This is a genomic window from Aestuariirhabdus litorea, assembly GCF_003864255.1.
GTDB lineage: Bacteria > Pseudomonadota > Gammaproteobacteria > Pseudomonadales > Aestuariirhabdaceae > Aestuariirhabdus > Aestuariirhabdus litorea.
In genome coordinates this window covers 1,987,708-2,009,473 of record NZ_QWEZ01000001.1, presented here as the reverse complement: position 1 = coordinate 2,009,473, position 21,766 = coordinate 1,987,708, and the positions used below count along the sequence as shown (strand labels likewise).

At 62.2% G+C, this 21,766-nt stretch carries 24 protein-coding genes; 18 read left to right on the top strand and 6 right to left on the bottom strand.

Features of this window, described 5'->3' with window-relative positions; genetic code table 11:
* From D0544_RS09285 to D0544_RS09275, 3 genes are read right to left on the bottom strand one after another with little or no spacing between them, the layout of a single operon-like run.
* Window positions 1-342, bottom strand: a complete 342-nt coding sequence (locus D0544_RS09285; RefSeq protein ID WP_125015667.1) for a DMT family transporter — start codon at window positions 340-342, stop codon at window positions 1-3.
* Window positions 339-1,064, bottom strand: a complete 726-nt coding sequence (locus D0544_RS09280) for a class I SAM-dependent methyltransferase (RefSeq protein ID WP_207905805.1) — start codon at window positions 1,062-1,064, stop codon at window positions 339-341. Before D0544_RS09280 ends, D0544_RS09285 begins: the two co-directional genes overlap by 4 nt.
* The gene (locus D0544_RS09275) at window positions 1,054-2,070 is read right to left on the bottom strand and encodes a glycosyltransferase family 2 protein (RefSeq protein WP_125015665.1); all 1,017 of its coding nucleotides are present in this window, start codon (window positions 2,068-2,070) and stop codon (window positions 1,054-1,056) included. The genes D0544_RS09280 and D0544_RS09275 overlap by 11 nt, the downstream gene beginning before the upstream one ends.
* 371 nt (window positions 2,071-2,441) lie before the next feature.
* Between D0544_RS09275 and D0544_RS09270 the strand changes: the two genes are divergently transcribed.
* From D0544_RS09270 to D0544_RS09225, 10 genes are all read left to right on the top strand, one after another.
* A complete protein-coding gene (locus tag D0544_RS09270) occupies window positions 2,442-2,735 on the top strand; it encodes an acyl carrier protein (protein ID WP_125015664.1) in 294 nt (97 codons plus the stop codon).
* Window positions 2,728-3,162 (top strand): GtrA family protein, encoded by a 435-nt coding sequence (locus tag D0544_RS09265; RefSeq protein ID WP_164880886.1) that lies wholly within the window; start codon window positions 2,728-2,730, stop codon window positions 3,160-3,162. The genes D0544_RS09270 and D0544_RS09265 overlap by 8 nt, the downstream gene beginning before the upstream one ends.
* Window positions 3,163-3,307: 145 nt before the next feature.
* Window positions 3,308-3,577, top strand: a complete 270-nt coding sequence (locus tag D0544_RS09260; RefSeq protein WP_125015662.1) for a phosphopantetheine-binding protein — start codon at window positions 3,308-3,310, stop codon at window positions 3,575-3,577.
* Window positions 3,578-3,664: 87 nt separating this feature from the next.
* Window positions 3,665-5,020 (top strand): AMP-binding protein, encoded by a 1,356-nt coding sequence (locus D0544_RS09255; protein WP_125015661.1) that lies wholly within the window; start codon window positions 3,665-3,667, stop codon window positions 5,018-5,020.
* On the top strand, window positions 5,013-5,327 hold the full coding sequence (locus tag D0544_RS09250) for an ApeI family dehydratase (RefSeq protein ID WP_207905804.1): 315 nt from the start codon (window positions 5,013-5,015) through the stop codon (window positions 5,325-5,327). The genes D0544_RS09255 and D0544_RS09250 overlap by 8 nt, the downstream gene beginning before the upstream one ends.
* Complete coding sequence (locus D0544_RS09245) at window positions 5,320-6,201, top strand: LpxL/LpxP family acyltransferase (RefSeq protein WP_125015660.1); 882 nt, start codon at window positions 5,320-5,322, stop codon at window positions 6,199-6,201. The genes D0544_RS09250 and D0544_RS09245 overlap by 8 nt, the downstream gene beginning before the upstream one ends.
* A gap of 141 nt (window positions 6,202-6,342) precedes the next feature.
* Window positions 6,343-7,518: a beta-ketoacyl-[acyl-carrier-protein] synthase family protein gene (locus tag D0544_RS09240; protein WP_125015659.1), complete on the top strand. Its 1,176-nt coding sequence runs from the start codon at window positions 6,343-6,345 to the stop codon at window positions 7,516-7,518.
* Window positions 7,518-8,312: a beta-ketoacyl synthase chain length factor gene (locus D0544_RS09235; RefSeq protein ID WP_125015658.1), complete on the top strand. Its 795-nt coding sequence runs from the start codon at window positions 7,518-7,520 to the stop codon at window positions 8,310-8,312. The genes D0544_RS09240 and D0544_RS09235 overlap by 1 nt, the downstream gene beginning before the upstream one ends.
* A 2-nt stretch (window positions 8,313-8,314) precedes the next feature.
* Window positions 8,315-8,788 carry a hotdog family protein gene (locus D0544_RS09230; RefSeq protein ID WP_207905803.1) on the top strand — a complete coding sequence of 158 codons (474 nt, stop codon included), beginning with the start codon at window positions 8,315-8,317 and terminating at the stop codon, window positions 8,786-8,788.
* Window positions 8,789-8,790: 2 nt separating this feature from the next.
* A complete protein-coding gene (locus D0544_RS09225) occupies window positions 8,791-9,597 on the top strand; it encodes a glycosyltransferase family 2 protein (protein WP_125015657.1) in 807 nt (268 codons plus the stop codon).
* Here D0544_RS09225 and D0544_RS09220 read toward each other — a convergent pair.
* Window positions 9,583-9,873, bottom strand: a complete 291-nt coding sequence (locus D0544_RS09220; protein WP_125015656.1) for a hypothetical protein — start codon at window positions 9,871-9,873, stop codon at window positions 9,583-9,585. The two genes, D0544_RS09225 and D0544_RS09220, sit on opposite strands and share 15 nt — an antisense overlap.
* Window positions 9,874-10,009: 136 nt before the next feature.
* Between D0544_RS09220 and xerD the strand changes: the two genes are divergently transcribed.
* Both xerD and D0544_RS09210 read left to right on the top strand, forming a co-directional pair.
* A complete protein-coding gene (gene xerD, locus D0544_RS09215) occupies window positions 10,010-10,927 on the top strand; it encodes a site-specific tyrosine recombinase XerD (RefSeq protein WP_125015655.1) in 918 nt (305 codons plus the stop codon).
* Between the two features lie 130 nt (window positions 10,928-11,057).
* The gene (locus tag D0544_RS09210) at window positions 11,058-11,801 is read left to right on the top strand and encodes a DsbC family protein (protein WP_125015654.1); all 744 of its coding nucleotides are present in this window, start codon (window positions 11,058-11,060) and stop codon (window positions 11,799-11,801) included.
* Between the two features lie 12 nt (window positions 11,802-11,813).
* Here D0544_RS09210 and D0544_RS17480 read toward each other — a convergent pair whose 3' ends face one another.
* Window positions 11,814-12,290 carry a GMC oxidoreductase gene (locus D0544_RS17480; protein WP_164880885.1) on the bottom strand — a complete coding sequence of 159 codons (477 nt, stop codon included), beginning with the start codon at window positions 12,288-12,290 and terminating at the stop codon, window positions 11,814-11,816.
* Between the two features lie 30 nt (window positions 12,291-12,320).
* On the opposite strand from D0544_RS17480, the gene D0544_RS09200 reads away from it, so the two are divergent.
* Complete coding sequence (locus D0544_RS09200) at window positions 12,321-13,622, top strand: homoserine dehydrogenase (RefSeq protein WP_125015653.1); 1,302 nt, start codon at window positions 12,321-12,323, stop codon at window positions 13,620-13,622.
* Between the two features lie 70 nt (window positions 13,623-13,692).
* On the top strand, window positions 13,693-15,093 hold the full coding sequence (gene thrC, locus D0544_RS09195; RefSeq protein WP_125015652.1) for a threonine synthase: 1,401 nt from the start codon (window positions 13,693-13,695) through the stop codon (window positions 15,091-15,093).
* A gap of 76 nt (window positions 15,094-15,169) precedes the next feature.
* Here thrC and D0544_RS09190 read toward each other — a convergent pair whose 3' ends face one another.
* The gene (locus D0544_RS09190) at window positions 15,170-16,483 is read right to left on the bottom strand and encodes a serine hydrolase domain-containing protein (RefSeq protein WP_125015651.1); all 1,314 of its coding nucleotides are present in this window, start codon (window positions 16,481-16,483) and stop codon (window positions 15,170-15,172) included.
* 187 nt (window positions 16,484-16,670) lie between these two features.
* On the opposite strand from D0544_RS09190, the gene D0544_RS09185 reads away from it, so the two are divergent.
* From D0544_RS09185 to lysS, 4 genes are all read left to right on the top strand, one after another.
* A complete protein-coding gene (locus D0544_RS09185; protein WP_125015650.1) occupies window positions 16,671-17,216 on the top strand; it encodes a YaeQ family protein in 546 nt (181 codons plus the stop codon).
* A gap of 6 nt (window positions 17,217-17,222) precedes the next feature.
* Window positions 17,223-18,956 (top strand): single-stranded-DNA-specific exonuclease RecJ, encoded by a 1,734-nt coding sequence (gene recJ / locus D0544_RS09180; protein WP_125015649.1) that lies wholly within the window; start codon window positions 17,223-17,225, stop codon window positions 18,954-18,956.
* 89 nt (window positions 18,957-19,045) lie between these two features.
* Window positions 19,046-20,144, top strand: a protein-coding gene (gene prfB / locus D0544_RS09175) for a peptide chain release factor 2 (protein ID WP_125015648.1) whose coding sequence is annotated in 2 segments (ribosomal slippage) — window positions 19,046-19,120 and window positions 19,122-20,144 — 1,098 coding nt in all. Because the reading frame shifts where the segments join, the coding sequence is not laid out codon by codon here.
* A 78-nt stretch (window positions 20,145-20,222) separates the two neighbouring features.
* Window positions 20,223-21,755 carry a lysine--tRNA ligase gene (gene lysS, locus D0544_RS09170; RefSeq protein ID WP_125015647.1) on the top strand — a complete coding sequence of 511 codons (1,533 nt, stop codon included), beginning with the start codon at window positions 20,223-20,225 and terminating at the stop codon, window positions 21,753-21,755.
* The last annotated feature ends 11 nt before the right edge of the window (window positions 21,756-21,766 follow it).

The following is a 21,766-nucleotide window of genomic DNA, read 5'->3' as shown; positions in this document are numbered from 1 at the left end:
CTATGCTTTGATGGTGAGCAGGATACCAGCAATGATGATGGCGACGCCGAAATAGTATTGAGTGGGGTACTGCTCTCCGAAGGCGAAGTGACTGCCCAATGGAACCAGTACAAAGGCCAAGGCCATCAAGGGGTAAGCTCTCCCTAGCTCTATTCTTTGCAATACCCAAACCCACGCTATTGTGGCAGCCGCATACAGCAGCAAGGCAGCTAAGAGAGGGATGGCGACCTTGCTTGATAAAAAGCTACCGGTTTCGGCCAGGGTGTTTGCGCTGGCCTTAAAAAGAATCTGCCCGATGGCGAGTGCGATAACGCAAAGCGTGGCAAATAGGTAAGCACTCATAGGTCGTGTTGCTCTTTGGTTATCTTGGCGTGGAAGGTGAAAAACAGGTTGAGGTCGATCGAAGCGATAGGGAGTGGCCACCATGACTCTATGGCGCCAGGAAACATATGGCGCAATATCGCAATTAGGTTGTTGCAGGAGTTTACATGCTCTCTGGCCATGATGTAGTCATAGGGGATGCCTTTGGCGCGGGCGTTTTTTCGCGGACCCAGATGCCGGCCCAGGCGCCAGGCAAGACCTGGGTCCGTTGGTATCAGGATCGACATGGTGGCCCCATTTTTAAGTACTCTTGCCCACTCCTGAAGCATCTTGTGGGGTTGATAGATATGCTCCAGAACATGGGCGGCTATTAACCGGTCAAACGAGTTGTCTTCGAAAGAGAGCTGGTCACCGCTTTGGACACTAAACTCAATATGGCCTTTTGTGCTTATTGGGTGCCGCTTCTTTGCAATCTCCAGAGTGTGATGATCCATATCTGAAAGCAGGTAGCGATCATAGCCATGCTGAATGAAGTCCAGGTGTTCTCCAGTCCCGGCGCCCACCTCCAAAACGCTATTAAAGTGTTTTTCGGCACCGAAGGGCCGCTCCAGCAGCTTATGGCTTGAGCGCATGACCCACGATTGCAATGGGCTGGTGTAGTTTGCCTCGTCATAGATGGATGCGAATTGGTTGCGGTAGGCGATCCAGGCCGGATCCTCCTTATACGCTTTTTTAGTGTTCACATTTTGTTCCTGTGTTGGGCGTATAGCGGTGGATCGGGTGGGTGGGTACTGAGCCGATATCATGCCCGATGAAGGAGAGCAAAAGTTGTAGGCCTATGATTACAGGCAGAGCCGACAGCATAACGGTGCCGGCCGAGGAGGGGAGGCCGGTAGCGATTGACACTGACCATTGAATAACGCCAAAAACACAGCCGAAGATAAACAGTATGCTGCCTAGGGGAAACTCAATCGATGCCAATGACATATTCCTGAGGTAGTAGTTGTAAAGCAACCGTTTAGAAAAGTTACGCAGGTGCTTCAACAGGAACTCACCAATGATGTTTGGGATTTTAAGGCTGCTTGACTCATCACCGTAATGAGCAGCCATTGGAACATCAACCACAACAGCGCGCAGGATATTAAGCCTGAAGAGCAGATCAGTCTCGAAAAAGTAGCGTCGGCTTATCTTGTTGAATGGCAGCATGTAGGCAACGTTGGCATGAATCGCAGTAAAACCATTGGTCGGGTCAAACAGGTTCCAGTATCCCGACGATATTTTTGTCATGAAGGAGAGAATGGCGTTGCCGACCAGCCTGATTCTGGGCATGGACCTGACCTCTTCCGGATTGAAGAAGCGGTTGCCCTTGGTATAGTCCGCCCTTCCCTCTAGGATGGGGGTGACAAACCGGGGAATGAGTGAGGGGTCCATCTGCCCGTCGCCATCAACCTTCACGATGACCTCCATCCCCTCAGTAATGGCTTGCCGGTAGCCAGTCATCACCGCCCCACCAACACCCTGGTTTGTGGTGTGCCTGATAACTCTGACGCGACCATCCTTGCAGTTAGCTTCAACGGTGTCTCCAGTGTGTTCAGGGCAGTTGTCATCGATCACATAGATGCGCTCAATTTGTGGGCCAATTTTTTCGAGGACACCCATAATGTGCTGACTTACTTTGTAGCAAGGGATTACAACAGCCACCTTGGGGGGGGCGGCTGTATCGTACTCTGTTTTGAGTGTCGTCTTCATGGTGGATCCTGATTTCCTCTATCCAGACCATATACCAGTCGGTAGGCCTGTTTCCACTGCGGGGTTCAATAGCACAAGGTTGTCATTCTAGCGGTGGGTTGGGCAGGATTTATTGCCCTTGCTCAGTGATTATTATCAGAAGATCCCTTTAGGATCGTATTCAATGAATTTTTACTGCTTGTCGGCAGATGTGGGCCTGTCGGTGCTCCACTAAAAGCCCCAGCTTGTATAGGCAGTGCTTACCGGGTGGGGAAGCCTTAGTGGTGACCCCCAACTTCATATATAATCGCCACGATTTTGGGTATTAACCAATCTGAGTTGCTAAAACCCATGGAGCAGTTTCAGGTATTGAAAGAGAGATGGTGGTGCTCATGATCAAGATGCTCAATCTGGAGGGTGTGAGTTTCGATGAGAGCGGCCCCGAACGGCCTCTGTTTAGTAATGAAGGGCTCGCGCTGGATTCGATCGACGCGCTGGGGCCTTTGATCCCGGAGGGAGCACAGGTGCTGGATGTGCGCTGTGGTGACGGGATGCTGGCCGAAACGTGGGGGCTGCACTCAAGGGGGTACCTGTTGAGAAGCCTCCCGAACTGGCTGTTCGAGCGGGAGCTGCACTTTGTGACCTGTCTTGAGCCCTGCCCCTCCTCCAGCAATGGGGATGGCTAGGGTGCCGCTGCCCCGTTTTGCGCGCTACGTCATCGTGGGTAGTGTGGTGGGCCTGGGGGCGGTGCTGTTCCGCGAGTTGCTGGCCTGGCTGCTACCGCGAGGTGGCACCGGCACCTACCTGACGACCGTGGTGGTCACCTACGGGATCGCGATCGTGGCCAGTTATCTGCTGCAGCGCCAGTTTACCTTCAACTATGAACTTGCCGACCGGCGACGTCGTGTCTTCAGTCTCTACGTCGTGGTGGCGCTGGTGGGGGGAGCGGTGACCTCGTTGCTGTCGGTGGGGGTGCGTGCCCTGTTGCTGCGGGTTGAACTGCTGGCCCCCTTTGCCGACACCCTGGCCTTTATCCTGGGTGCCCTGGGGGCGTCGGTGGTGACCTATCTGCTTAATCTCTGGCTGGTGTTTCGTCGCACCCACCCGGGCTAGCCTAGCGCACCCGGTAAAACAGAAAGTCGCGGCTGAGGGCCGGGGGGAGCAAATTGCCGCCCTAAACCGGTGATGGGCGGGGCACTTATTGGTTATAATTGCCCGCCCATTCGACGGGCACCAGACTCAGGAGGCAGTAAAACCCATGGCGCAGTTTCAAGGTATCGAAAGAGAGATGGCGGAGCTCATGATCGAGGTGCTCAACCTGGAGGATATCAGCCTCGAGGAGATCGATCCCGAGGAGCCCCTGTTCGGTGATGAGGGGTTGGCGCTGGACTCGATCGATGCATTGGAGATCGCCCTGGCGGTCTCACAAAACTATGGCCTGCAACTCAAGTCCGATGACCCCGATAACGCCCGCATCTTTTCTTCACTGCGCGCACTCTGTGCCCATATCGAGCAGTATCGCGCGTGATGCCCGTGGCGGACGGTCCGGTTCGCCCCGCCGACCTCAACCCTGTGGGGCCAGGTGTCGGGCACCGGAAGCAGGGCCGGAGCTAGTATGCAGCGGCTGTTAGCGGCGGCCGCAAGCGGGGCTCCCCTGCTCTTGAATGAGCGGGGCGAGGGCGTGGGTTTCCGGGCGTTGCTGGCCCAGGCGCAGCAGTTCGCAAACCAGCTTCCCGAGGGACAAGCGGTGGTCAACCTGTGCCGCAGTCACCAGGCGTTCCTGGTGACCTGGATGGCGACCCTGCTGCGACGCCAGCAGATGGTCCTGCCCAGCGATGAAAGCGGGACGGCCCTGGATGCCCTGCGCCAACTCGACTCCCCCCTGTGCCTTGTCAACGACTGCGAGCCTGTGGCTCCGGTTGCCGGCTTTTCCCGCCTGCAGCTGAGGCTGGGTGACCTCGATCCCCATCAGCCGCTGGTGGAGGATGCGCCCGCGCTGGAGGAGGACTACTGGCGGCGCCCCGACGCCCTGCTGCTGTATACCTCCGGCTCGACCGGTTGCCCGCGGCCGCAGCCGAAATCCCTCCACCAGCTGTGGCAACGGGCGCGCACCACCGCCGCGGTGGTATTGGAACCGGGTATTCGCCGGGTGCTCTCCACGGTTCCCCTGCAGCATATGTACGGGCTGGAAAACGGCCTGTTGCTGCCTTTGGTGGCCGGCCTCTGTGCGCTGGACCGGCGCCCCTTCTACCCGGCGGATATCGCTGCCAGCCTGAGCGCCGATACTCTGCTGGTCAGCACCCCGGGGCACCTGCGTTACTGTTTCCAGCTGCCGTCCCCCTGCCCCCCCGCGGGGGGCATGCTCAGCGCCACCGCGCCCCTGGCGTCCGAACTGGCACTGAGCCTTGAAGAGCGCTTTGACTGCCAGCTGGTTGAGGTCTACGGGAGTACGGAAACGGGAGTGGTCGCGACCCGCCGCACTGCTCTCGAGAGCCTCTGGACTCCGCTGCCGGGGCTGCGCGTATACAGCGATGCGCAGCACAGCTGGCTGGAGGATGAAAACGGCCGCCAGCCGCTGTCGGACCGTCTGCAGTGTGGAGCGGACGGGCGCTTCCTGCTCAGCGGGCGTAACCAGGACCTGGCCAAGATCGCAGGCAAGCGCCACTCATTTGCCGGCCTTACCCAGCTGATGCTTTCCATCGAGGGGGTGGAAGACGCCGTGGTCTTTGCCGAAAATGACGAATACTCCCGTTTGTCGGCCCTGGTGGTTTCACGGCTCAGCGTGCAGGAGATCCGCGTCCGCTTGCGCCCCCTGGTCGATCCGGTATTTCTGCCCCGCCCGCTGCTGAAGGTTGACAGGTTACCCCGTAATGCCAGTGGCAAGTTGCCTCGCAGCGCGCTGCTGGAGGCGCTGGCCGATGCCCGGGCCAGTCTCGATGAGAGTCGGCGCAAGGAGCAAAGCAATGGTTGACGCTGAGTTTACCCTTTCAATGAGTGTTGCTCATGATCATCCTAGCCTGGCGGGGCACTTTCCCGGTAACCCGGTGGTGCCTGCGGTGGTGATCCTCTCTACCCTGTTTGAGGCCTTCGCCCGGCAGCAGGGCGGAGGCGTTGCGCTCGAGGCGTTTCCCCGTGTTAAGTTCCTGCGCCCCCTGCGTGCGGGGCGCGGCTTCGAGGTGCGCTATCAATGCAGTGGCGAGAAAGTGAACTTTTACGGCACCCAGGCCGGTGAGCCCCTGCTCAGCGGGTCGATGCGGGTGACGCCTCGCGATGGCTGAATGGCTGCGCCAGCGCGAACGCTCCAACCCCTGGGCGCTGCGCACCATTGCCGGAATCTGTCGCCGCTGGGGGCGACGGCCCCCAGCATTGTTGCTCCACCCCATTAGCTTCTACTTCTGTCTCTTTGCCCCCAGGGCCAACGCCGCCGTCAGTGACTACCTGTTGCGCGTGCTCGGTCGCCCCGCCCGCCTTGCGGACCGCTTCCGCCTCTTTCATCGCTTTGCCGAAACCCTGTTGGACCGTGTACTGATGGTGAATGACCGGCGCCAGCAGTTGAGCTGGTCACTGGAGGGAGAGGAGCACCTTCGGCAGGTGCTGGCCGAGGGGCGCGGCTGCCTGCTGCTGGGGGCCCATTTTGGCAGCTTTGACCTGTTACGGGCGGTCGGCAAGGCGAAGGGCAGTGATTTTCGCATGCTGATGTACCCTCACAATGCGCGCATGGTGCAGCAGTTGATGGAAACACTCGACCCAACCCTGACGGGCCAGGTGATCGAACTGGGCCCCCCCCACAGTCTGCTGGCCGTGAAGGAGGCACTGGAGCAGGGGCTGAGCGTCGGGGTGCTGGCGGATCGCGCACCGGCGGACCAGCGCACCCTGATTTGCGAGTTTCTGGGAGCCCCGGCCCGCTTTCCCCGTGGGCCATTGACCCTGGCCCTGGCCCTGAGGGCTCCGGTGGTGCTCTTTTTTGGCATCAACCTCGGGGGCGGGCGCTACCGGCTCTGCTTCGAACCCTTCGAGGTACCCTCCGCGCTGCCCCGTTGCGAACGGGAAGCCTGGCTGCAGGGCGCGGTGCAGGACTACGCCAACCGGCTGGCCCGGCGGGTGCGCGAGGCGCCCGATAACTGGTTCAACTTTTACCCCTTCTGGGGCTGAGCCCCTTTAACTCCTCCCAGGCCAGGGTCGCCGCTGTTTGGCGCGGCGGGCATGGGGGCGCCGCTCCTTCACCGGCGCCGGTGCTTTCACTGGGCACTGGGGGTGATTATACTGGCCCCCTGTTCCACTCCCCGTGTCGCTATGCCGTCCATACAGATCACCGCCTTTACCGCCAGCAACAGTGCCGGAGTTGGCTCGCGCCGCTTGCTGAAGGCATTACGGACCCACGCCAGCGGGCTGGCGGTCAATGACTTCAACGCCCTTCCCACCTACATTGGCCGGGTCCGCGAACTCGACAGCTATGCGCTGGGGGCCGGTTACCGGGATCTCGACTGCCGCAATAACCGCCTCGCCGACCTCTGCCTGCGCCAGGACGGGTTTGAGGAGCGGGTGGCCGAGCTGCGGGAAAGAGTCGGCAGCGATCGCATCGGCCTCTTTCTGGGGACCAGTACCTCCGGGATCTACGATTTTGAGCAGGATTTTTCTCGCCTTGGTGATAGCGAGGGCACGCCTGAGGTCTCCTATATGGGGAGCGTGAGTAACTACTCACTGGTTGATTTTGTGGCCCGCCGCCTGGATCTTGAGGGGCCGCGCTTCTGTGTTTCCACCGCCTGCTCCTCCAGCGCCAAGGTGTTTGCCATGGCGCAGCGGATGCTGGCATCGGGCTGGATCGACGGCGCCCTGGTCGGCGGGGTGGATAGCCTCTGCGACAGTACCCTCTACGGCTTCAACGCGCTGTCGCTGATCTCCGCCTACCCTTGCCGCCCCTATGGGTTGGGCCGGGATGGTATCAACATTGGTGAAGGTGGCGGCTTTATGCTGCTGGAACGGCGTCGGCCGGGTCAGGCGGCCCCCCTCTGCTTGCTGGGGGTAGGAGAGAGCAGTGATGCTCACCACATCTCCAGCCCCCACCCGCAGGGGGAGGGGGCCGTGGCCTCCATGGGTCAGGCTTTGGCCAGCGCGGGGCTTCAACCCGGTGATATTGACTACATTAACCTGCACGGCACCGCAACGCCGCTCAACGATGCGGTTGAGGCGCTGGCGGTCAGCCGCCTGTTTGAGGTGCCTCCCCCCTGCAGTTCCACCAAGGGCTGGACCGGCCACACCCTTGGCGCGGCGGGGATCACCGAGGCGGTGATCTGTGCCCTGGCGATCGAGAACAACCTCTTGCCGGGTAGCCTGAATCGCGGGTCCCCCGACCCCGAACTGGCCATCGAAGTGCTCTCTCGTTCAGGGGAGGGGACGGTGCAACGGGTGCTCAGTAACTCCTTTGGATTTGGCGGCAACAACTGCAGCCTGATTTTGGGGAGGGGGTGATGCGGCTCTTTGTTGACGGGATCGGCCTCTGGGCCCCGGGTATGGCGAGCTGGCCAGAGGGGACTGTGCGACTCAACCGCTGCGACGGCGAAGCCCTGGCCGAGGCACACGCACCCCGGCCGGCCCTGCTCAGTGCCCGGGAGCAACGGCGCACCGGGCTTACCGTTCGCCTGGCCCTGGAAGTGGCCCTGCAGGCGGTGAACCGGGCCGGACTCGGTGGTCAGTCCCTGGCGTCCATATTTGCCACCGCCAACGGCGACAGCGATATCCTCAACTACATGTGCAAGACCCTGGTCTCGGCCCCTGAAACCGTCTCCCCGACCCGCTTCCACAACTCGGTACACAATGCTGCCGGCGGCTACTGGAGCATAGGGCGTGGCTGTACAAAACCGCTCAACTGCCTGTCGATGGGGCGCTACAGCGCCGCCGGAGGCCTGCTCGACGCCGCTATGCAGCTAGCAGCCGGCGAGCCCCAGGTGCTGCTGTGCGCCTACGATATACCGGCCCCGGAGCCCCTCAAACGGGCGCTGCCTATCGAGTCCCTGTTTGGGGCGGCGCTGGTGCTGGGCTCTACCCCTTCACCCCACAGCATCGCCAGCCTGGAACTCAGTCGCCAGGCCGGGGCCGGGGCTCCGCCGCTTGAAGATGAGGCCCTGCAGCGACTGCGCGAGGACAATCCGGCGGCCGAGCTGCTGCCCCTGCTGGTGCAGCTGGCTCGTGGAGAGGGGGGAGAGCTGGCGTTGTCGCTGGGCCCCGCCCTGCAACTTAACATCGGGGTCTCCCCCCGGTGCTGAGGTTGGAGTTACCGATCCGAGGGGAGAGGCTGGCGGGGCTTTTGCCCCACTCCGGTACCATGTGCCTGCTCGATGCGGTGAGCGCCTGGGATGAGCAGCAGATCCACTGCATCGCCCGCTCACACCTGTCTGCCGATAATCCGCTGCGGCAGGGGGGACGGCTGGATGCCCTTACTGCCATCGAGTACGCCGGTCAGGCGATGGCGATCCATGGTTCGCTACTGCAGTTGAAGGCGCAGGGTGGGGCAGAGACCGAACCCTTTGCTCCGGCGCAGGGATATCTGGCGGGTGTTAACCAGTGTACGCTTTATTGTGAGGATCTGTCGCAAATAGAAGAGGCCCTTGAAATCCTGTGCCAACGGTTGATGGCTGACAGCAAGGGGCAGCTCTACGGTTTCGAGGTAAAGGCCGCGGGTCGCCTGTTGGCCTGTGGGCGTGTTACTGTAATTCTCGCTTCCCCAGGGACTGACGATTAACGATGGATGCCCAAGTGACCTACCCCGACCCACTGCCAGAGAGCCAGGAGCGCACCTTTGCCGGTGAGGTGGCGGTGGTGATTCCCGCTTTCCACGAAGCGCGAACCATCGCCTCCCTGGTAACCCGTGCCCTGGCCTATGTGGATCTGGTGATTGTGGTGGACGATGGCAGCCGTGACCGGACCGCTGAGCTGGCACGCGAGGCGGGTGCCCGGGTGTTGCTGCACGAGCGACGGATGGGCAAGGCGGCAGCTCTACGAAGCGGGTTTGGCTATGCCCTCGGGCTGGGGGCCGAGGCGGTGATCAGCCTCGATGGCGACGGCCAGCACAACCCCGACGAGATTCCCCGCCTGTTGCGCCTTACCCGTTACTACCCCGGTGCCCTGCTGATGGGGGCCCGCCTAAAGGACAGTGAACTGGCCCCCCGCGCCCGCAAACGCGCCAACCAGGTGGCCGACTTCTGGATCTCCTGGGCCGCCGGTACCCCTCTGCTGGATACCCAGTGCGGATTTCGCCTCTATCCCCGCCCTTTGCTGGAGCGCTTCGCGCGCGGGCAGGAGCTGGGTAGTGGCTTTGTGTTCGAAAGCGCAATCCTGATCGAGGCGGTACGTGCCGGCTTCGGTGTGGTGGCGTTGCCCATCCACAGCCTTTATCAGCCCGACGCCCGCCCCAGCCACTTCCGCCCGGTGTGGGACATTACCCTGATCACCCTGATGGTGAGCATTAAGCTGCTGCAGCGGGGGTTGATGCCGCTGGGGCTCTGGCGCAGCCTGACCCGGGTTGCGGCCGTGGGTTCAACCCTGGAGTGACTGCTTGATATAGGCGCGAGCACGCTGCACCTTGTCGATGCAGTTGGGGTACTTTTCGAACTGCTGCTGTACCTTGGCAGCGGTGAGCAGGGCGGCCGCCTTGCCCCAGGCGACCGAGCCATCAAATCCCTTGCTCTGGGCAAAATCCAGCTCCTGGTAGGCGGTTTCGAGCCCTGAAGCGCACTGTGTGGACAGTTGCTGGTTCCCGTGGCCGGCGCAGCCGCTGAGCAGTAGCAGGGTAACCAGTCCGATCGACAGTCGTGTGCGTGACAACATTAGGCAAAACCTCCTGAAGGGTGTTGGTAGTGAAACCGGGTAAGAGGGCGCTCCCGCTTGGAACCTCTATTAGCCGGGACGCAGTCGGTGTACTCTAAAACAGCACCGGCCCCATAGAAAGTGGAATTTCCTCACCATGACTACCGCATCACAGCAGCCCGAGGATTCGGATCCCTGGATCGACCTTTACCTCGACAGTGCCTGGATGGAGCGGGGCTTGAGCGACAACTCCCTCGCCTCCTACCGGCGCGACCTGTACGGTTTTGCCCGTTGGTGTGGCGCAAAAGGGACGCCCGACCTGTGCCGGGTGGAGCGGGCGCTGCTGCTGGAGTACCTGGGCTATCGCCTGTCAAAGGGCTACAAGGCTCGCTCTACGGCGCGTCTGCTCTCCTGCTTGCGGGGGTTCTACCAGTATATGCTGCGGGAAAAACACATGCGGCTTGATCCCACCCTCAATGTCGAGTTGCCGAAACTGGGGCGGCCGCTTCCCAAGACTCTCACCGAAGCCGATGTGGAGGCACTGCTGGAGGCACCGGATACGACCACGGTGCTGGGGCTCAGGGATCGTGCCATGCTGGAGCTGATCTACGCCTGTGGCCTCAGGGTCTCGGAGCTGGTGGGGCTGGAGTTGTCAATGGTCAACCTGCGCGCCGGGGTGGTTCGTATCCTCGGCAAGGGGGGCAAGGAGCGCCTGGTGCCGATGGGGGAGGAGGCGCTGGAGTGGATCGCCAGTTACCTCAGGGAGGCGCGTCCTCAACTGATCGGCAGCGGGGAGGGGTCGGTACTCTTTCCCAGCCAGCGAGGCCGCTTTATGACTCGCCAGACCTTCTGGCACCGTCTCAAGCGCTACGCCATCGAGAGTGGCGTCAACAAGCCGTTGTCCCCCCACACCCTGCGCCACGCCTTCGCCACCCACCTGCTCAACCATGGTGCCGACCTGCGGGTGGTGCAGCTGCTGTTGGGCCACAGCGACCTCTCCACCACCCAGATCTACACCCACGTTGCCCAGCACCGCCTGCAGCAGTTGCACGCCAGCCACCACCCCCGTGGTTAGGCGACGCATCAGGCTCTGGGTAAAAAAAAGGAATCTGTTAGAATAGTTTCCCCCTTTCTGTGGTCCAAGGCGTTGAGGCACTGTGTAGCAGGCGCCGGGCATGCAGTGAATATCGACCTAGAGGTTTTCAATGAAGAGATCAATTTCATGGATGGCAGGCCTGTTCCTGGGCCTGTTCAGTGTGCAGGGTTTTGCTGATGCTGCGGCCGACGCCCGTGCGGAGGAGACGATCCGGGCGCGGATGCAGCAGTTCGACCACAGCATGCAGGTTACCGAGGTCATCCCCACCCCGATTGAGGGGGTCTATATGGTGCAGATCGGTAAATCCGACCTTCTCTACGTGAGTGCCGATGGCAACTATGTGATCCAGGGTGACCTGCTGAGTATCGTCAACAACCAGGTGGTCAACCTGACCGATGCCGTGCGCAGCCAGATCAACGCCGAACTGCTGGCGGGCTTCCCCCAGGAGAAGCAGATCGTGTTCCCCGCCGACGGGGCCCGGAAAGCCTCCATCACCGTCTTTACCGATGTCGATTGCACCTACTGCCGCAAACTGCACACCGAGGTGCCGCAGCTTAACGCCATGGGGATCGAGGTGCGCTACATGGCGTTTCCGCGTGGCGGACGTAACAATCCGGCCTATGCGGTGATGCAGAACGTCTGGTGCGCTGATGACCCTCGCCAGGCGATGACCGATGCCAAGAGCGGTAAGCAGGTTGCGGAGAAGGCCTGCGACAACCCGGTACAGGAGGAGTACGAGCTGGGTATCCAGATGGGTATTCGCGGTACGCCGGCGCTGTTCCTTGACGATGGCACCATGATTCCGGGCTACAAGCCCGCCGAGGCACTGGCCCAGGACCTGGGTATTCTCTAAGCCTTCGCCCCCTCAGGGTCCCGCCCGGGACCCTGATCGGCCCCGCCCTTTAGCGGGTCCCAGCTCTCCGCTTTGTATCCACTGTTCGACGTTTCGACGTACCAGGGCCATCAGGGTCCCCTGGGGATTGACCGTGGGCGTATCGGGAATCAGGCTGGCGTCGCTCAGGTAGAGGCCAGGTTGGTTGTGCAGCCGCCCGAAGGCGTCGCAGCCCCCGGTTTTTTGTCGGTCCCCGGCGGGGCAGTCAGCCCGGCGGGAAGCGCCTGCCGGGGTGGCAGCCAGGGGTGCAACAGGGCACGGCTGAAGCGGTGGAGGAGGGCGGTTTGAGTCATGGGGAGGTCGAGGCCAATGGTTGCCCGAGTATATCCTGCGGGCCGGCGTGGCAACAGAACCCCGCCACGGCCACGCCCCGCAGTTTACCCCCCTATCAGGACTCGCTGAGACGCGGAATCTCTGTATAATGTTCGCCTCATTATGGCCTTGGGCCAAGACCGTTAGCTGAATCGGGGAAAACTGGTTTTGAAACCTATCAGAGTGGGTATCTGTGGATTGGGCACCGTCGGTGGTGGAACCTTTAACCTATTGACCGGCAACGCCGAAGAGATTCGTCGGCGCCTGGGGCGTGAGATTCGGGTGGAGATGATCGCCGCCCGCCGCACCAACCCTGCCTGCGATACCAGCGGCATTCGTACCACCGCCGATATCTTTGATGTGGCCCGGGATCCCGAGGTGGACCTGGTGGTGGAGCTGATCGGTGGCTACGATACCGCGCGGGAGCTGGTGCTGACCGCGATCGATCACGGCAAGCATGTAGTGACCGCCAACAAGGCACTGATCGCCGTGCACGGTAACGAGATTTTCGAGGCCGCGGCCGCCAAGGGGGTCAATGTGGCCTACGAGGCGGGTGTTGCCGGCGGTATCCCCGTGATCAAGGCGATTCGCGAGGGGCTGGCCGCCAACCGCATCAACACCGTGGCGGGCATCATCAACGGCACCGGCAACTTTATCCTCAGCGAGATGCGTGAGAAGGGGCGTGATTTTGCCGATGTACTGGCCGAGGCGCAGGCGCTGGGCTATGCCGAGGCCGATCCCACCTTTGACGTGGAGGGGATCGATGCCGCCCATAAGCTCACCATCCTCGCCTCCATCGCCTTCGGCATGCCGCTGCAGTTCGACAAGGCCTACACCGAGGGGATCAGCGAGGTCACCCCCGAGGACCTCAAGTACGCCCAGGAGCTGGGATATCGCATCAAGCACCTGGGGATTGCCCGTCGCCGCACCAACGGCGTCGAGCTGCGGGTGCACCCGACCCTGATTCCGGAGAGTCGCCTGATCGCCAACGTCAACGGGGTGATGAACGCGGTGATGGTTGCTGGTGACGCCGTGGGGCCCACCATGTACTACGGTGCCGGTGCCGGCGCAGCCCCCACCGCATCGGCGGTGGTGGCCGACATCATGGACCTGGCGCGCAGCTTTGAGCATCCCGCCTGCGCCGTGGCCGCGCTGGGCTATGCCCCTGGCGAGCTGCAGCCGCTGCCCGTACTGGCGGTGGACCAGGTCGAGAGCGCTTACTACCTGCGCCTCGATGCCAGCGACAAGCCCGGCGTTATGACCACCATCACCGGGGTGCTGAGCCAGGCGGGCATCAACATCGAGGCGATCCTGCAGAAAGAGGTCCGCTCCGACGAACAGGTGGCCCACATCATTATGCTCACCCACAGCGTGCAGGAGTCGCAGATGAACAGCGCCATAACCAGCCTTGAGGGGCTGGAGGTGGTGACCGGCAAGGTCACTCGAATCCGTATGGACCACCTCAACTAATTTATCCGTTTGTGCCCATAGCCCGTATCCATAAACGGGCGTCGGTCACCATAGAACGAGCGATACGACAGTGAAATACATCAGTACCCGTGGGCAAGCGCCCGCACTCAATTTTGAAGATGTCCTGCTGGCCGGACTGGCCAGCGACGGCGGCCTCTACGTGCCCGAATGCCTGCCCCGCTTTACCCCCGAGCAGATCGCCGGCTGGGCCGGGCTCTCCTACGCTGAGCTGGCCAAGCGCATCATCACCCCCTTTGTGGCCGACAGCATCCCCGCCGATGAGCTGGGTCGCATCATCGACGACACCTACGCCGTCTTCAGCCACAACGCGGTGGCGCCCCTGACCCAGATCGACAGCAACGAGTGGGTGATGGAGTTGTTCCACGGCCCCACCCTGGCGTTCAAGGATTTCGCCCTGCAGCTGCTGGGTCGCCTGCTCGACTACACCCTGGAGAAGCGCAACGAGCGCGCCGTCATCGTAGGGGCCACCTCCGGCGATACCGGCTCGGCGGCGATCGAGGGCTGCAAGCGCTGCGATAACGTCGATATCTTTATCATGCACCCCCTTAACCGGGTCTCCGAAGTGCAGCGCAAGCAGATGACCACCATCCTGGGGGACAACATCCACAACCTGGCGGTGGAGGGTAACTTCGACGATTGCCAGGCGATGGTCAAAGAGAGCTTTGCCGACCAGTCCTTCCTCGAAGGCAAGGCGCGGCTGGTGGCGGTCAACTCCATCAACTGGGCGCGCATCATGGCCCAGGTGGTCTATTACTTCGCCGCCGGTATCGCCCTTGGCGCACCGCACCGCAGCGTCGCCTTCTCGGTACCGACGGGCAACTTCGGCGATATTTTTGCCGGCTACATCGCTCGCAACATGGGGCTACCGATCAGCCAGCTGGTGGTCGCCACCAACAGCAACGATATCCTGCACCGCTTCATCAGCGAGAACCACTACGACAAGTCGGGCCTTGAGCACACCCTGTCGCCGAGCATGGATATCATGGTCTCCAGCAACTTCGAGCGTCTGCTGTTCGATCTCTACGGTCGTAACGGGGCCGCCATCGCCGAGCTGATGGACAACTTCAACCGCAGCGGCCAACTCACCATTGATGAGCACCGCTGGAGTTTTGCCCGCGAACTGTTCGACAGCGCGCGGGTCGACGACGAAGAGACCTGTGAAACCATCAAGCAGGTGTTTGCCGAGAGCGAGTACCTGCTCGATCCCCACACCGCCATTGGTGTGCGGGCCGCGCGCCAGTGCCGCCGTGATGCCTCGGTGCCAATGGTGACGCTGGCCACAGCCCACCCGGTCAAGTTCCCGGAGCCGGTGGTGAAGGCGGGGCTGGAGGCCCCCGAGCTGCCGTTTCACCTGCGGGACCTGTTCGATCGCGAGGAGCGGATGACGGTGATGAAGCGCGATATCAAGGAGCTGCACGCCCTGATTCGCAGCAAGAGCCGGGCGCTCTAGATGCCTCGCTGACGCCCTAAACGTACTCCAAAAAAAGCCAGCAAATTGCTGGCTTTTTTTGTGACGCCGCGGGCGCTCAGGGGGTGAGGCTGCGGGCCAGTTCGCGGGCGGCCTTCAGCTTTGCCTGGAACTGGGGGTTGTTGGCGGAGGAGGCGGTGGGCTGGCTGGAGTACCAGGCCATGGTGGTGCCGGCCTCGCGGTTGAGGTAGATCACCTGGCCGAAGATGCCAACGGCGCAGTACTCCCCGGCCTTGGCGTCCAGCACCCACCACATGTTGTGGTAGGCCTGCCAGGGATCCCTCTGGTACTTGGCGTTGGCGCGCATATTGCGCTCCAGGCGGGGATCGATCTCGAGGGTGGCATCCACCCAGGTGGCGGGGATCACCGATTGGCCGTTGTAACGGCCGCGATCGAGAATCATCTGCCCGAAACGGGCCGCATCCCGCAAGGTGGTGTTCATGCCCCCGGTCGCCACCGGCATATAGGCCCGGTCGACGGCGATATAGGCGTCATGTTCGGCACCGAGTTTGGCCCAGACCCGCTGCTGCAGGAACTCGTGCAGGCTCTGCCCGCTGAGCCGTGCTACCAGCCAGCCCAGCACATCGGCGTTGCTGGAGTTGTAGTCAAAAGCTTCGCCGGGCTTGAGGGCAGGGTCCTCCTTCACGAAATGGGTGAGGAAGTCGTAGATCCCGTAGATCTCGGTTTGTCCCGGCTGCACGTCGGCGGCCCCGGGGAGCCAGGCCATATTGAGGGCGGGGGCATAGTGGCGCAAAAAGTCCGCATTGGGGTCGGTGTAGTTCTCCTTGAAGTCGATGGCCGTGCTATGGTCCAGCAGCTGCTGGATGCTTACCCGCTCAAAGCCACTGCCCTTGAGCTCAGGGATGTAGTGGGCAGGGCTGCGGCCAAGATCCACCTTGCCCTCCGCCACCAGCAGACCGAAGGCGCTGCTCACCAGCGACTTGGTCATCGAAAACCAGATGTGCTGGGCATGGGGGTTAAAGGCGTGAAAGTAGCGCTCATGGAGTACCTTTCCCCCCTGCAGCACGATCAGGCCATCGGCGTCGTTGCGCTCGAACAGGGCGTCGAGGGGGGTGGGGTTACCCTCGAGATCCTCTACCCGATGGTTACCCAGTTCGGAGTTGAGGGGCGTGTTGAGGGGCAGGATCTCCCCCTCCCGGGGGATCATCAGCACATTGAAGGGGGCTCCGGCATTGCGGAAGGACCAGCGGCCGTTGGGGTAGTCGCGATAGTTTTTCCGGGTGACCTGGGACTCTACGCTCGGGGGGAAGCCCTGCATGGGGGCTTTCCCGGTGGGTTGTTCGGCGGCCGGGAGGGGGGCGGCACCAAGGGCCGCCAGCAGGGCGGATACTGCGATCAGTGTGGGTTTCATTGTTATTGTTGTCTCCGTATGGGCTGTCTTATCCGCGCGGGGAGCCGGGATAAGTCTGCCATGTTAATACAGCGAGGGGAGGGGAGAGCCCACCAAAGGAGGTATTTTAGCGGTGGTGAAGGCAGCCAAAGTGTGCCGAACCCGTTACACTGCGCGCTGGCTTCATCATCTCCGGACTGCTGCCCCCATGGCCCTCAAACCGACCATCTACAAAGTCGATCTCTCCCTCTCCGATATGGATCGGCATCGCTACCCACAGCTGCGCCTGACCCTGGCGCTTCACCCCTCTGAGACCGAAGAGCGGTTGCTGGTGCGGCTGCTGGCCTTCGCCGATTGCTACGCCGAGGGGATCGAGTTTACCCGCGGTATCTCCCAGACCGACGAGCCCGATGTCTGGCAGCACTCCCTCAGTGGTGAGATCGAACAGTGGATCGAGGTGGGGCAGCCCGATGCCGAGCGGGTGATCAGCTCGGCCCGCAAGGCCAAACGAGTGGCGGTCTATGCCTACGGCTCCTCCTGCCGGGTGTGGCAGCAGAAGCAGGCGGCCAAGCTCGCAGGGGTGCGCAATCTCGACCTCTGTGTGCTGCCCTACGACGCCCTGCAGGCCTTGCTGCCGGGGCTGTCGCGCAACTGCAGCTGTTCGCTGATGATCAGTGATGGGGAGTGGATGGTCACCCTGGGCGAGGTCAGCCTGAGCCTGGCTCCACAGTGGCTGCAACGGAGCGAGGGCTAGGACGTTATGGCGGTGCAGATTCAACGCAGGCAGCCGCAGGTGGAGGCAGAACTGCCCGGGGTCTCCCCCTTGCTGCAGCGCCTCTACGCCGCCCGTGGGGTCAGCAGTCCCGAACAGTTGCAACGCAGCTTGCAGCAGCTACAGGGGTTTGAACAGCTGAAGGGGATCGCCGCCGCCGCCCGTGTGCTGGCCGATACCCTCGAGGCAGGAGAGTCGATTCTGGTGGTGGGGGATTTCGACGCCGATGGCGCCACCAGCAGCGCTCTGGCGGTGTTGGCGCTGCGCGCCCTGGGCGCGCAGTCGGTCGATTACCTGGTGCCCAACCGCTTCGAGTACGGCTACGGACTGAGCCCGGAGATTGTGGTGGAAGCGGCCAGGCGCGATCCCTCGCTGATCGTCACCGTCGATAACGGCATCTCCAGCATCGAGGGGGTTGCCGAAGCCAACCGCCGGGGCATGCGGGTGGTGGTCACCGACCATCACCTGGCGGGGGAGCAGCTGCCGCAGGCCGCCGCCATCGTCAACCCCAACCAGCCCGGTTGCGACTCCATCACCAAGAACAGTGCCGGGGTGGGGGTGGTGTTCTACGTGCTCTGTGCCCTGCGCGCGGAGCTGGCCAAGCGCGGCTGGTTTCACCCGGGGCGGCCCCAGCCCAACCTGGCCGAATACCTGGATATCGTGGCGCTGGGCACGGTGGCGGATGTGGTGGCCCTGGACCACAACAACCGCATCCTGGTACATCAGGGGGTGCAACGGATTCGTGCCGGCGCCTGCCGCCCGGGCATCCGTGCCCTGCTGGAGGTGGCGCGACGAGAGCTGCCCAGCCTCAGTGCCAGCGACCTGGGGTTTGTGGTGGCGCCGCGCCTCAATGCCGCCGGGCGTCTGGACGATATGTCCCTGGGAATCGAGTGCCTGCTGTGTGACGACCCGCAGCAGGCGCATCAGCTGGCCGTCCAGCTCGACACCCTCAACCGTGAGCGACGCGATATCGAAGCGGGTATGCAGGAGCAGGCGTTGCAGATTCTGGCCTCCACTCCGCTGGACGCCGGGGGAAGCCTGCCCCATGCGCTCTGCCTGTATGACCCCGGCTGGCACCAGGGGGTGATCGGTATACTCGCCTCACGCATCAAGGAGCGAGTGCATCGTCCCGTGGTCGCCTTTGCCGACGGGGGGGAGGGGTGCCTGAAGGGCTCGGCCCGCTCGATTCCGGGTTTCCATATACGCGATGCCCTGGAGCGGGTTGCCAGCAGCCACCCGGGTATGATCACCCGCTTTGGCGGCCACGCCATGGCGGCAGGGCTCACCTTGCCGATGACCCACTACGAGGCCTTCAGCCAGGCCCTGCAGACGGTGGCCAACGCCTGGCTGGGGGTGGAGCAGCTGGAGGCGCGCCTGCTCAGCGATGGCGAACTGAGTCCACAGGAATTCAGCCTTGAGGTGGCCGCCGAGCTACGCGATGGCGGCCCCTGGGGGCAGGGGTTCGCCGAGCCCCGCTTTGATGGCGAGTTCGAGGTGATCAGCCAGCGGCTGGTGGCCGACAAGCACCTCAAGCTGGTGCTGGCCTTACCCGACAGCGGTGTCTGCGTCGATGCGATCGCCTTCAATGTGGACCTCGAACGTTGGCCCAATACCCAGGCAAGCCAGGTACGGCTGCTCTACAAACTGGATATCAACCGCTTTCGGGGACGCCAGAGCCTGCAGCTGCTGGTAGACCACCTGGAGGCGCTTCCAACCGCCTGAGTGATAGGTATAAAACACAGTGAAAGCGTGCCTTTGATCGGTTAAAATGGCGCGCTTTTTCGACAACAGGTTTCAGCTAAGGGATATCGATGCTTGAAGTAAATCCGATTGTACAGACTATCAAGGACCTGCAGGCGCGTACGGACGTGCTTAGGGGGTATCTTTGACTACGCTACCAAGAAAGAACGGCTGGTTGAAGTAGATCGGGAGCTGGAGCAGCCCTCGGTCTGGGATAATCCGGACAATGCCCAGGCGCTGGGGCGCGAGCGCTCTGCACTGGAAGCGGTGGTTTCCACCATCGAGAACCTGGACGAAGGGCTGAGCGACGCCCGTGACCTGCTGGATATGGCGGTGGAGGAGGAGGACGCCGACACCGTGGCTGACGTCGAGCGGGACCTGGCCGCTCTCAGTGAGCAGCTGGAACTGCTCGAGTTCCGCCGTATGTTCTCCGGCGAGATGGACCCCAACAACGCTTTTCTCGATATTCAGGCCGGTTCCGGCGGCACCGAAGCCCAGGACTGGGCCAATATGCTGCTGCGCATGTACCTGCGCTGGGGTGAGCGCAAGGGGTTCAAGGTGGAGCTGATCGAAGTCTCCGCCGGTGACGTGGCCGGCATCAAGAGCGCCACCGTCCAGTTCAGCGGCGAGTACGCCTTCGGCTGGCTGCGCACGGAGATCGGCGTGCATCGCCTGGTGCGTAAGTCCCCTTTCGACTCGGGCAACCGTCGCCACACCTCCTTCGCGGCGGTCTTTGTCTCTCCGGAGATCGACGACAACATCGAGATCGAGATCAATCCGGCGGACCTGCGCATCGATACCTACCGCTCAAGCGGGGCCGGTGGCCAGCACGTTAACACCACCGATTCGGCGATCCGTATCACCCACGAGCCCAGCGGTATCGTGGTGCAGTGCCAGAACCAGCGCTCGCAGCACCAGAACAAGGACAAGGCGATGCAGCAGCTGAAGGCCAAGCTGTACGAGATGGAGATGCAAAAGCGCAACAGCGAGGCCCAGGCGCTGGAGGAGACCAAGTCCGATATCGGCTGGGGCAGCCAGATCCGCTCCTACGTGCTCGACGACCAGCGTATCAAGGATCTGCGCACCGGGGTGCAAACCAGCAACTGCGGGGCGGTCCTCGATGGCGATATCGACGCCTTTATCGAGGCGAGCCTGAAGATGGGGCTCTAGCCCCCGGCAACTCCGAACTAAACCATACCACCGAGGCCGGACCGGTTGTCCGGCAGTTTGTTTAACAGGAAGATGACCATGACTGATGAAAACCAAACCGCCCATTCCGATATCCACGAGGAGAATAAGCTGATCGCGCTGCGCCGCGAGAAGCTGGCGGAGATTCGTCAGAAACGGGTGGCCTTCCCCAACGATTTTCGCCGCGATGCCCTGGCCGGGGACCTGCAGCAGGACTATCAGGAGCACTCCAAGGAGGCGCTGGCTGAGGCGGGTATCCGCGTCAAAGTGGCCGGGCGTATCATGCTCAACCGCGGTGCCTTTATGGAACTGCAGGATGTCTCCGGCCGCATCCAGGTTTACGTCAACCGCAAGGCGCTGGACGCCACCTTGCTGGAGGAGATCAAGCACTGGGACCTGGGTGACATCATCGGTGCCGAGGGCACCCTGGCCCGTTCCGGCAAAGGGGATCTCTACGTCGATATGGACGCCGTGCAGCTGCTGACCAAGTCCCTGCGTCCCCTGCCCGACAAGTTCAAGGGGCTGGAGGATACCGAGACTCGCTACCGCCAGCGCTACGTCGACCTGATCATGAACGAGGAGTCGCGCAAAACCTTCCAGATCCGCTCCAGGGTGATTGAGGCGATCCGTACCTTTATGGCGGCCAAGCAGTTTATGGAGGTGGAAACCCCGATGCTGCAGGTGATCCCCGGCGGCGCCGCCGCGCGTCCCTTTGTCACCCACCACAACGCCCTGGACCTGGATATGTACCTGCGCATCGCGCCGGAACTCTACCTCAAGCGGCTGGTGGTGGGGGGCTTCGAGCGGGTGTTCGAGATCAACCGTAACTTCCGTAACGAGGGGCTGTCATCGCGTCACAACCCCGAGTTCACCATGATCGAGTTCTACCAGGCCTACGCCGATTACCGTGACCTGATGGACATGACCGAAGAGATGCTGCGCTACGTGGCCGAGCAGGTACTGGGAACCACCCAGCTGCCCTGCACCATCAAGGACGCCGAGGGCAACTTGGTGGAGGAGCGGGTGTACGACTTCGGCAAGCCCTTTGAGCGGCTGAGCATGGTCGACGCCATTTTGCGCTACAACCCCGAGCTCAAGCGCGAGCAGCTGCTCGACTACGACTCCGCGCGCCAGGTAGCCGAGTCCCTGAAGATCAAGGTGCAGCCGATCTGGGGGCTGGGCAAACTGCAGACCGAGATCTTCGAGGAGACCGCCGAGGACAAGCTGATCCAGCCGACCTTCATCACCGAGTACCCGGCCGAGGTGTCGCCCCTGGCCCGTCGTAACGATGACAACCCCGATATCACCGACCGCTTCGAGTTCTTTATTGGTGGCCGCGAGATCGCCAACGGCTTCTCCGAGCTCAACGATGCCGAGGACCAGGCCGAGCGTTTCCGCCGCCAGGTGGAGGAGAAGGAGGCGGGTGACGACGAGGCGATGCACTACGATGACGACTACGTGCGCGCCCTCGAGTATGGCCTGCCGCCGACCGCCGGTGAGGGGATCGGTATCGACCGTCTGGTGATGCTGTTCACCGATTCACCTTCCATTCGTGATGTCCTGCTGTTCCCCCATATGCGTCCTCATGCATAATAAACGGGGTT

Excerpts from the sequence above, each read along its gene's own strand:
- D0544_RS09210 (WP_125015654.1), top strand. The coding sequence starts at position 11,058 with ATGAAGAGATCAATTTCATGGATGGCAGGCCTGTTCCTGGGCCTGTTC.
- D0544_RS09245 (WP_125015660.1), top strand. The coding sequence starts at position 5,320 with ATGGCTGAATGGCTGCGCCAGCGCGAACGCTCCAACCCCTGGGCGCTG.
- D0544_RS09275 (WP_125015665.1), bottom strand. The coding sequence starts at position 2,070 with ATGAAGACGACACTCAAAACAGAGTACGATACAGCCGCCCCCCCCAAG.
- recJ (WP_125015649.1), top strand. The coding sequence starts at position 17,223 with ATGGCGGTGCAGATTCAACGCAGGCAGCCGCAGGTGGAGGCAGAACTG.
- D0544_RS09285 (WP_125015667.1), bottom strand. The coding sequence starts at position 342 with ATGAGTGCTTACCTATTTGCCACGCTTTGCGTTATCGCACTCGCCATC.
- D0544_RS09250 (WP_207905804.1), top strand. The coding sequence starts at position 5,013 with ATGGTTGACGCTGAGTTTACCCTTTCAATGAGTGTTGCTCATGATCAT.
- D0544_RS09220 (WP_125015656.1), bottom strand. The coding sequence starts at position 9,873 with ATGTTGTCACGCACACGACTGTCGATCGGACTGGTTACCCTGCTACTG.
- D0544_RS09185 (WP_125015650.1), top strand. The coding sequence starts at position 16,671 with ATGGCCCTCAAACCGACCATCTACAAAGTCGATCTCTCCCTCTCCGAT.
- D0544_RS09265 (WP_164880886.1), top strand. The coding sequence starts at position 2,728 with ATGGCTAGGGTGCCGCTGCCCCGTTTTGCGCGCTACGTCATCGTGGGT.
- D0544_RS09260 (WP_125015662.1), top strand. The coding sequence starts at position 3,308 with ATGGCGCAGTTTCAAGGTATCGAAAGAGAGATGGCGGAGCTCATGATC.
- xerD (WP_125015655.1), top strand. The coding sequence starts at position 10,010 with ATGACTACCGCATCACAGCAGCCCGAGGATTCGGATCCCTGGATCGAC.
- D0544_RS09190 (WP_125015651.1), bottom strand. The coding sequence starts at position 16,483 with ATGAAACCCACACTGATCGCAGTATCCGCCCTGCTGGCGGCCCTTGGT.
- D0544_RS09240 (WP_125015659.1), top strand. The coding sequence starts at position 6,343 with ATGCCGTCCATACAGATCACCGCCTTTACCGCCAGCAACAGTGCCGGA.
- D0544_RS09235 (WP_125015658.1), top strand. The coding sequence starts at position 7,518 with ATGCGGCTCTTTGTTGACGGGATCGGCCTCTGGGCCCCGGGTATGGCG.
- D0544_RS09255 (WP_125015661.1), top strand. The coding sequence starts at position 3,665 with ATGCAGCGGCTGTTAGCGGCGGCCGCAAGCGGGGCTCCCCTGCTCTTG.
- D0544_RS09225 (WP_125015657.1), top strand. The coding sequence starts at position 8,791 with ATGGATGCCCAAGTGACCTACCCCGACCCACTGCCAGAGAGCCAGGAG.
- D0544_RS09270 (WP_125015664.1), top strand. The coding sequence starts at position 2,442 with ATGATCAAGATGCTCAATCTGGAGGGTGTGAGTTTCGATGAGAGCGGC.
- lysS (WP_125015647.1), top strand. The coding sequence starts at position 20,223 with ATGACTGATGAAAACCAAACCGCCCATTCCGATATCCACGAGGAGAAT.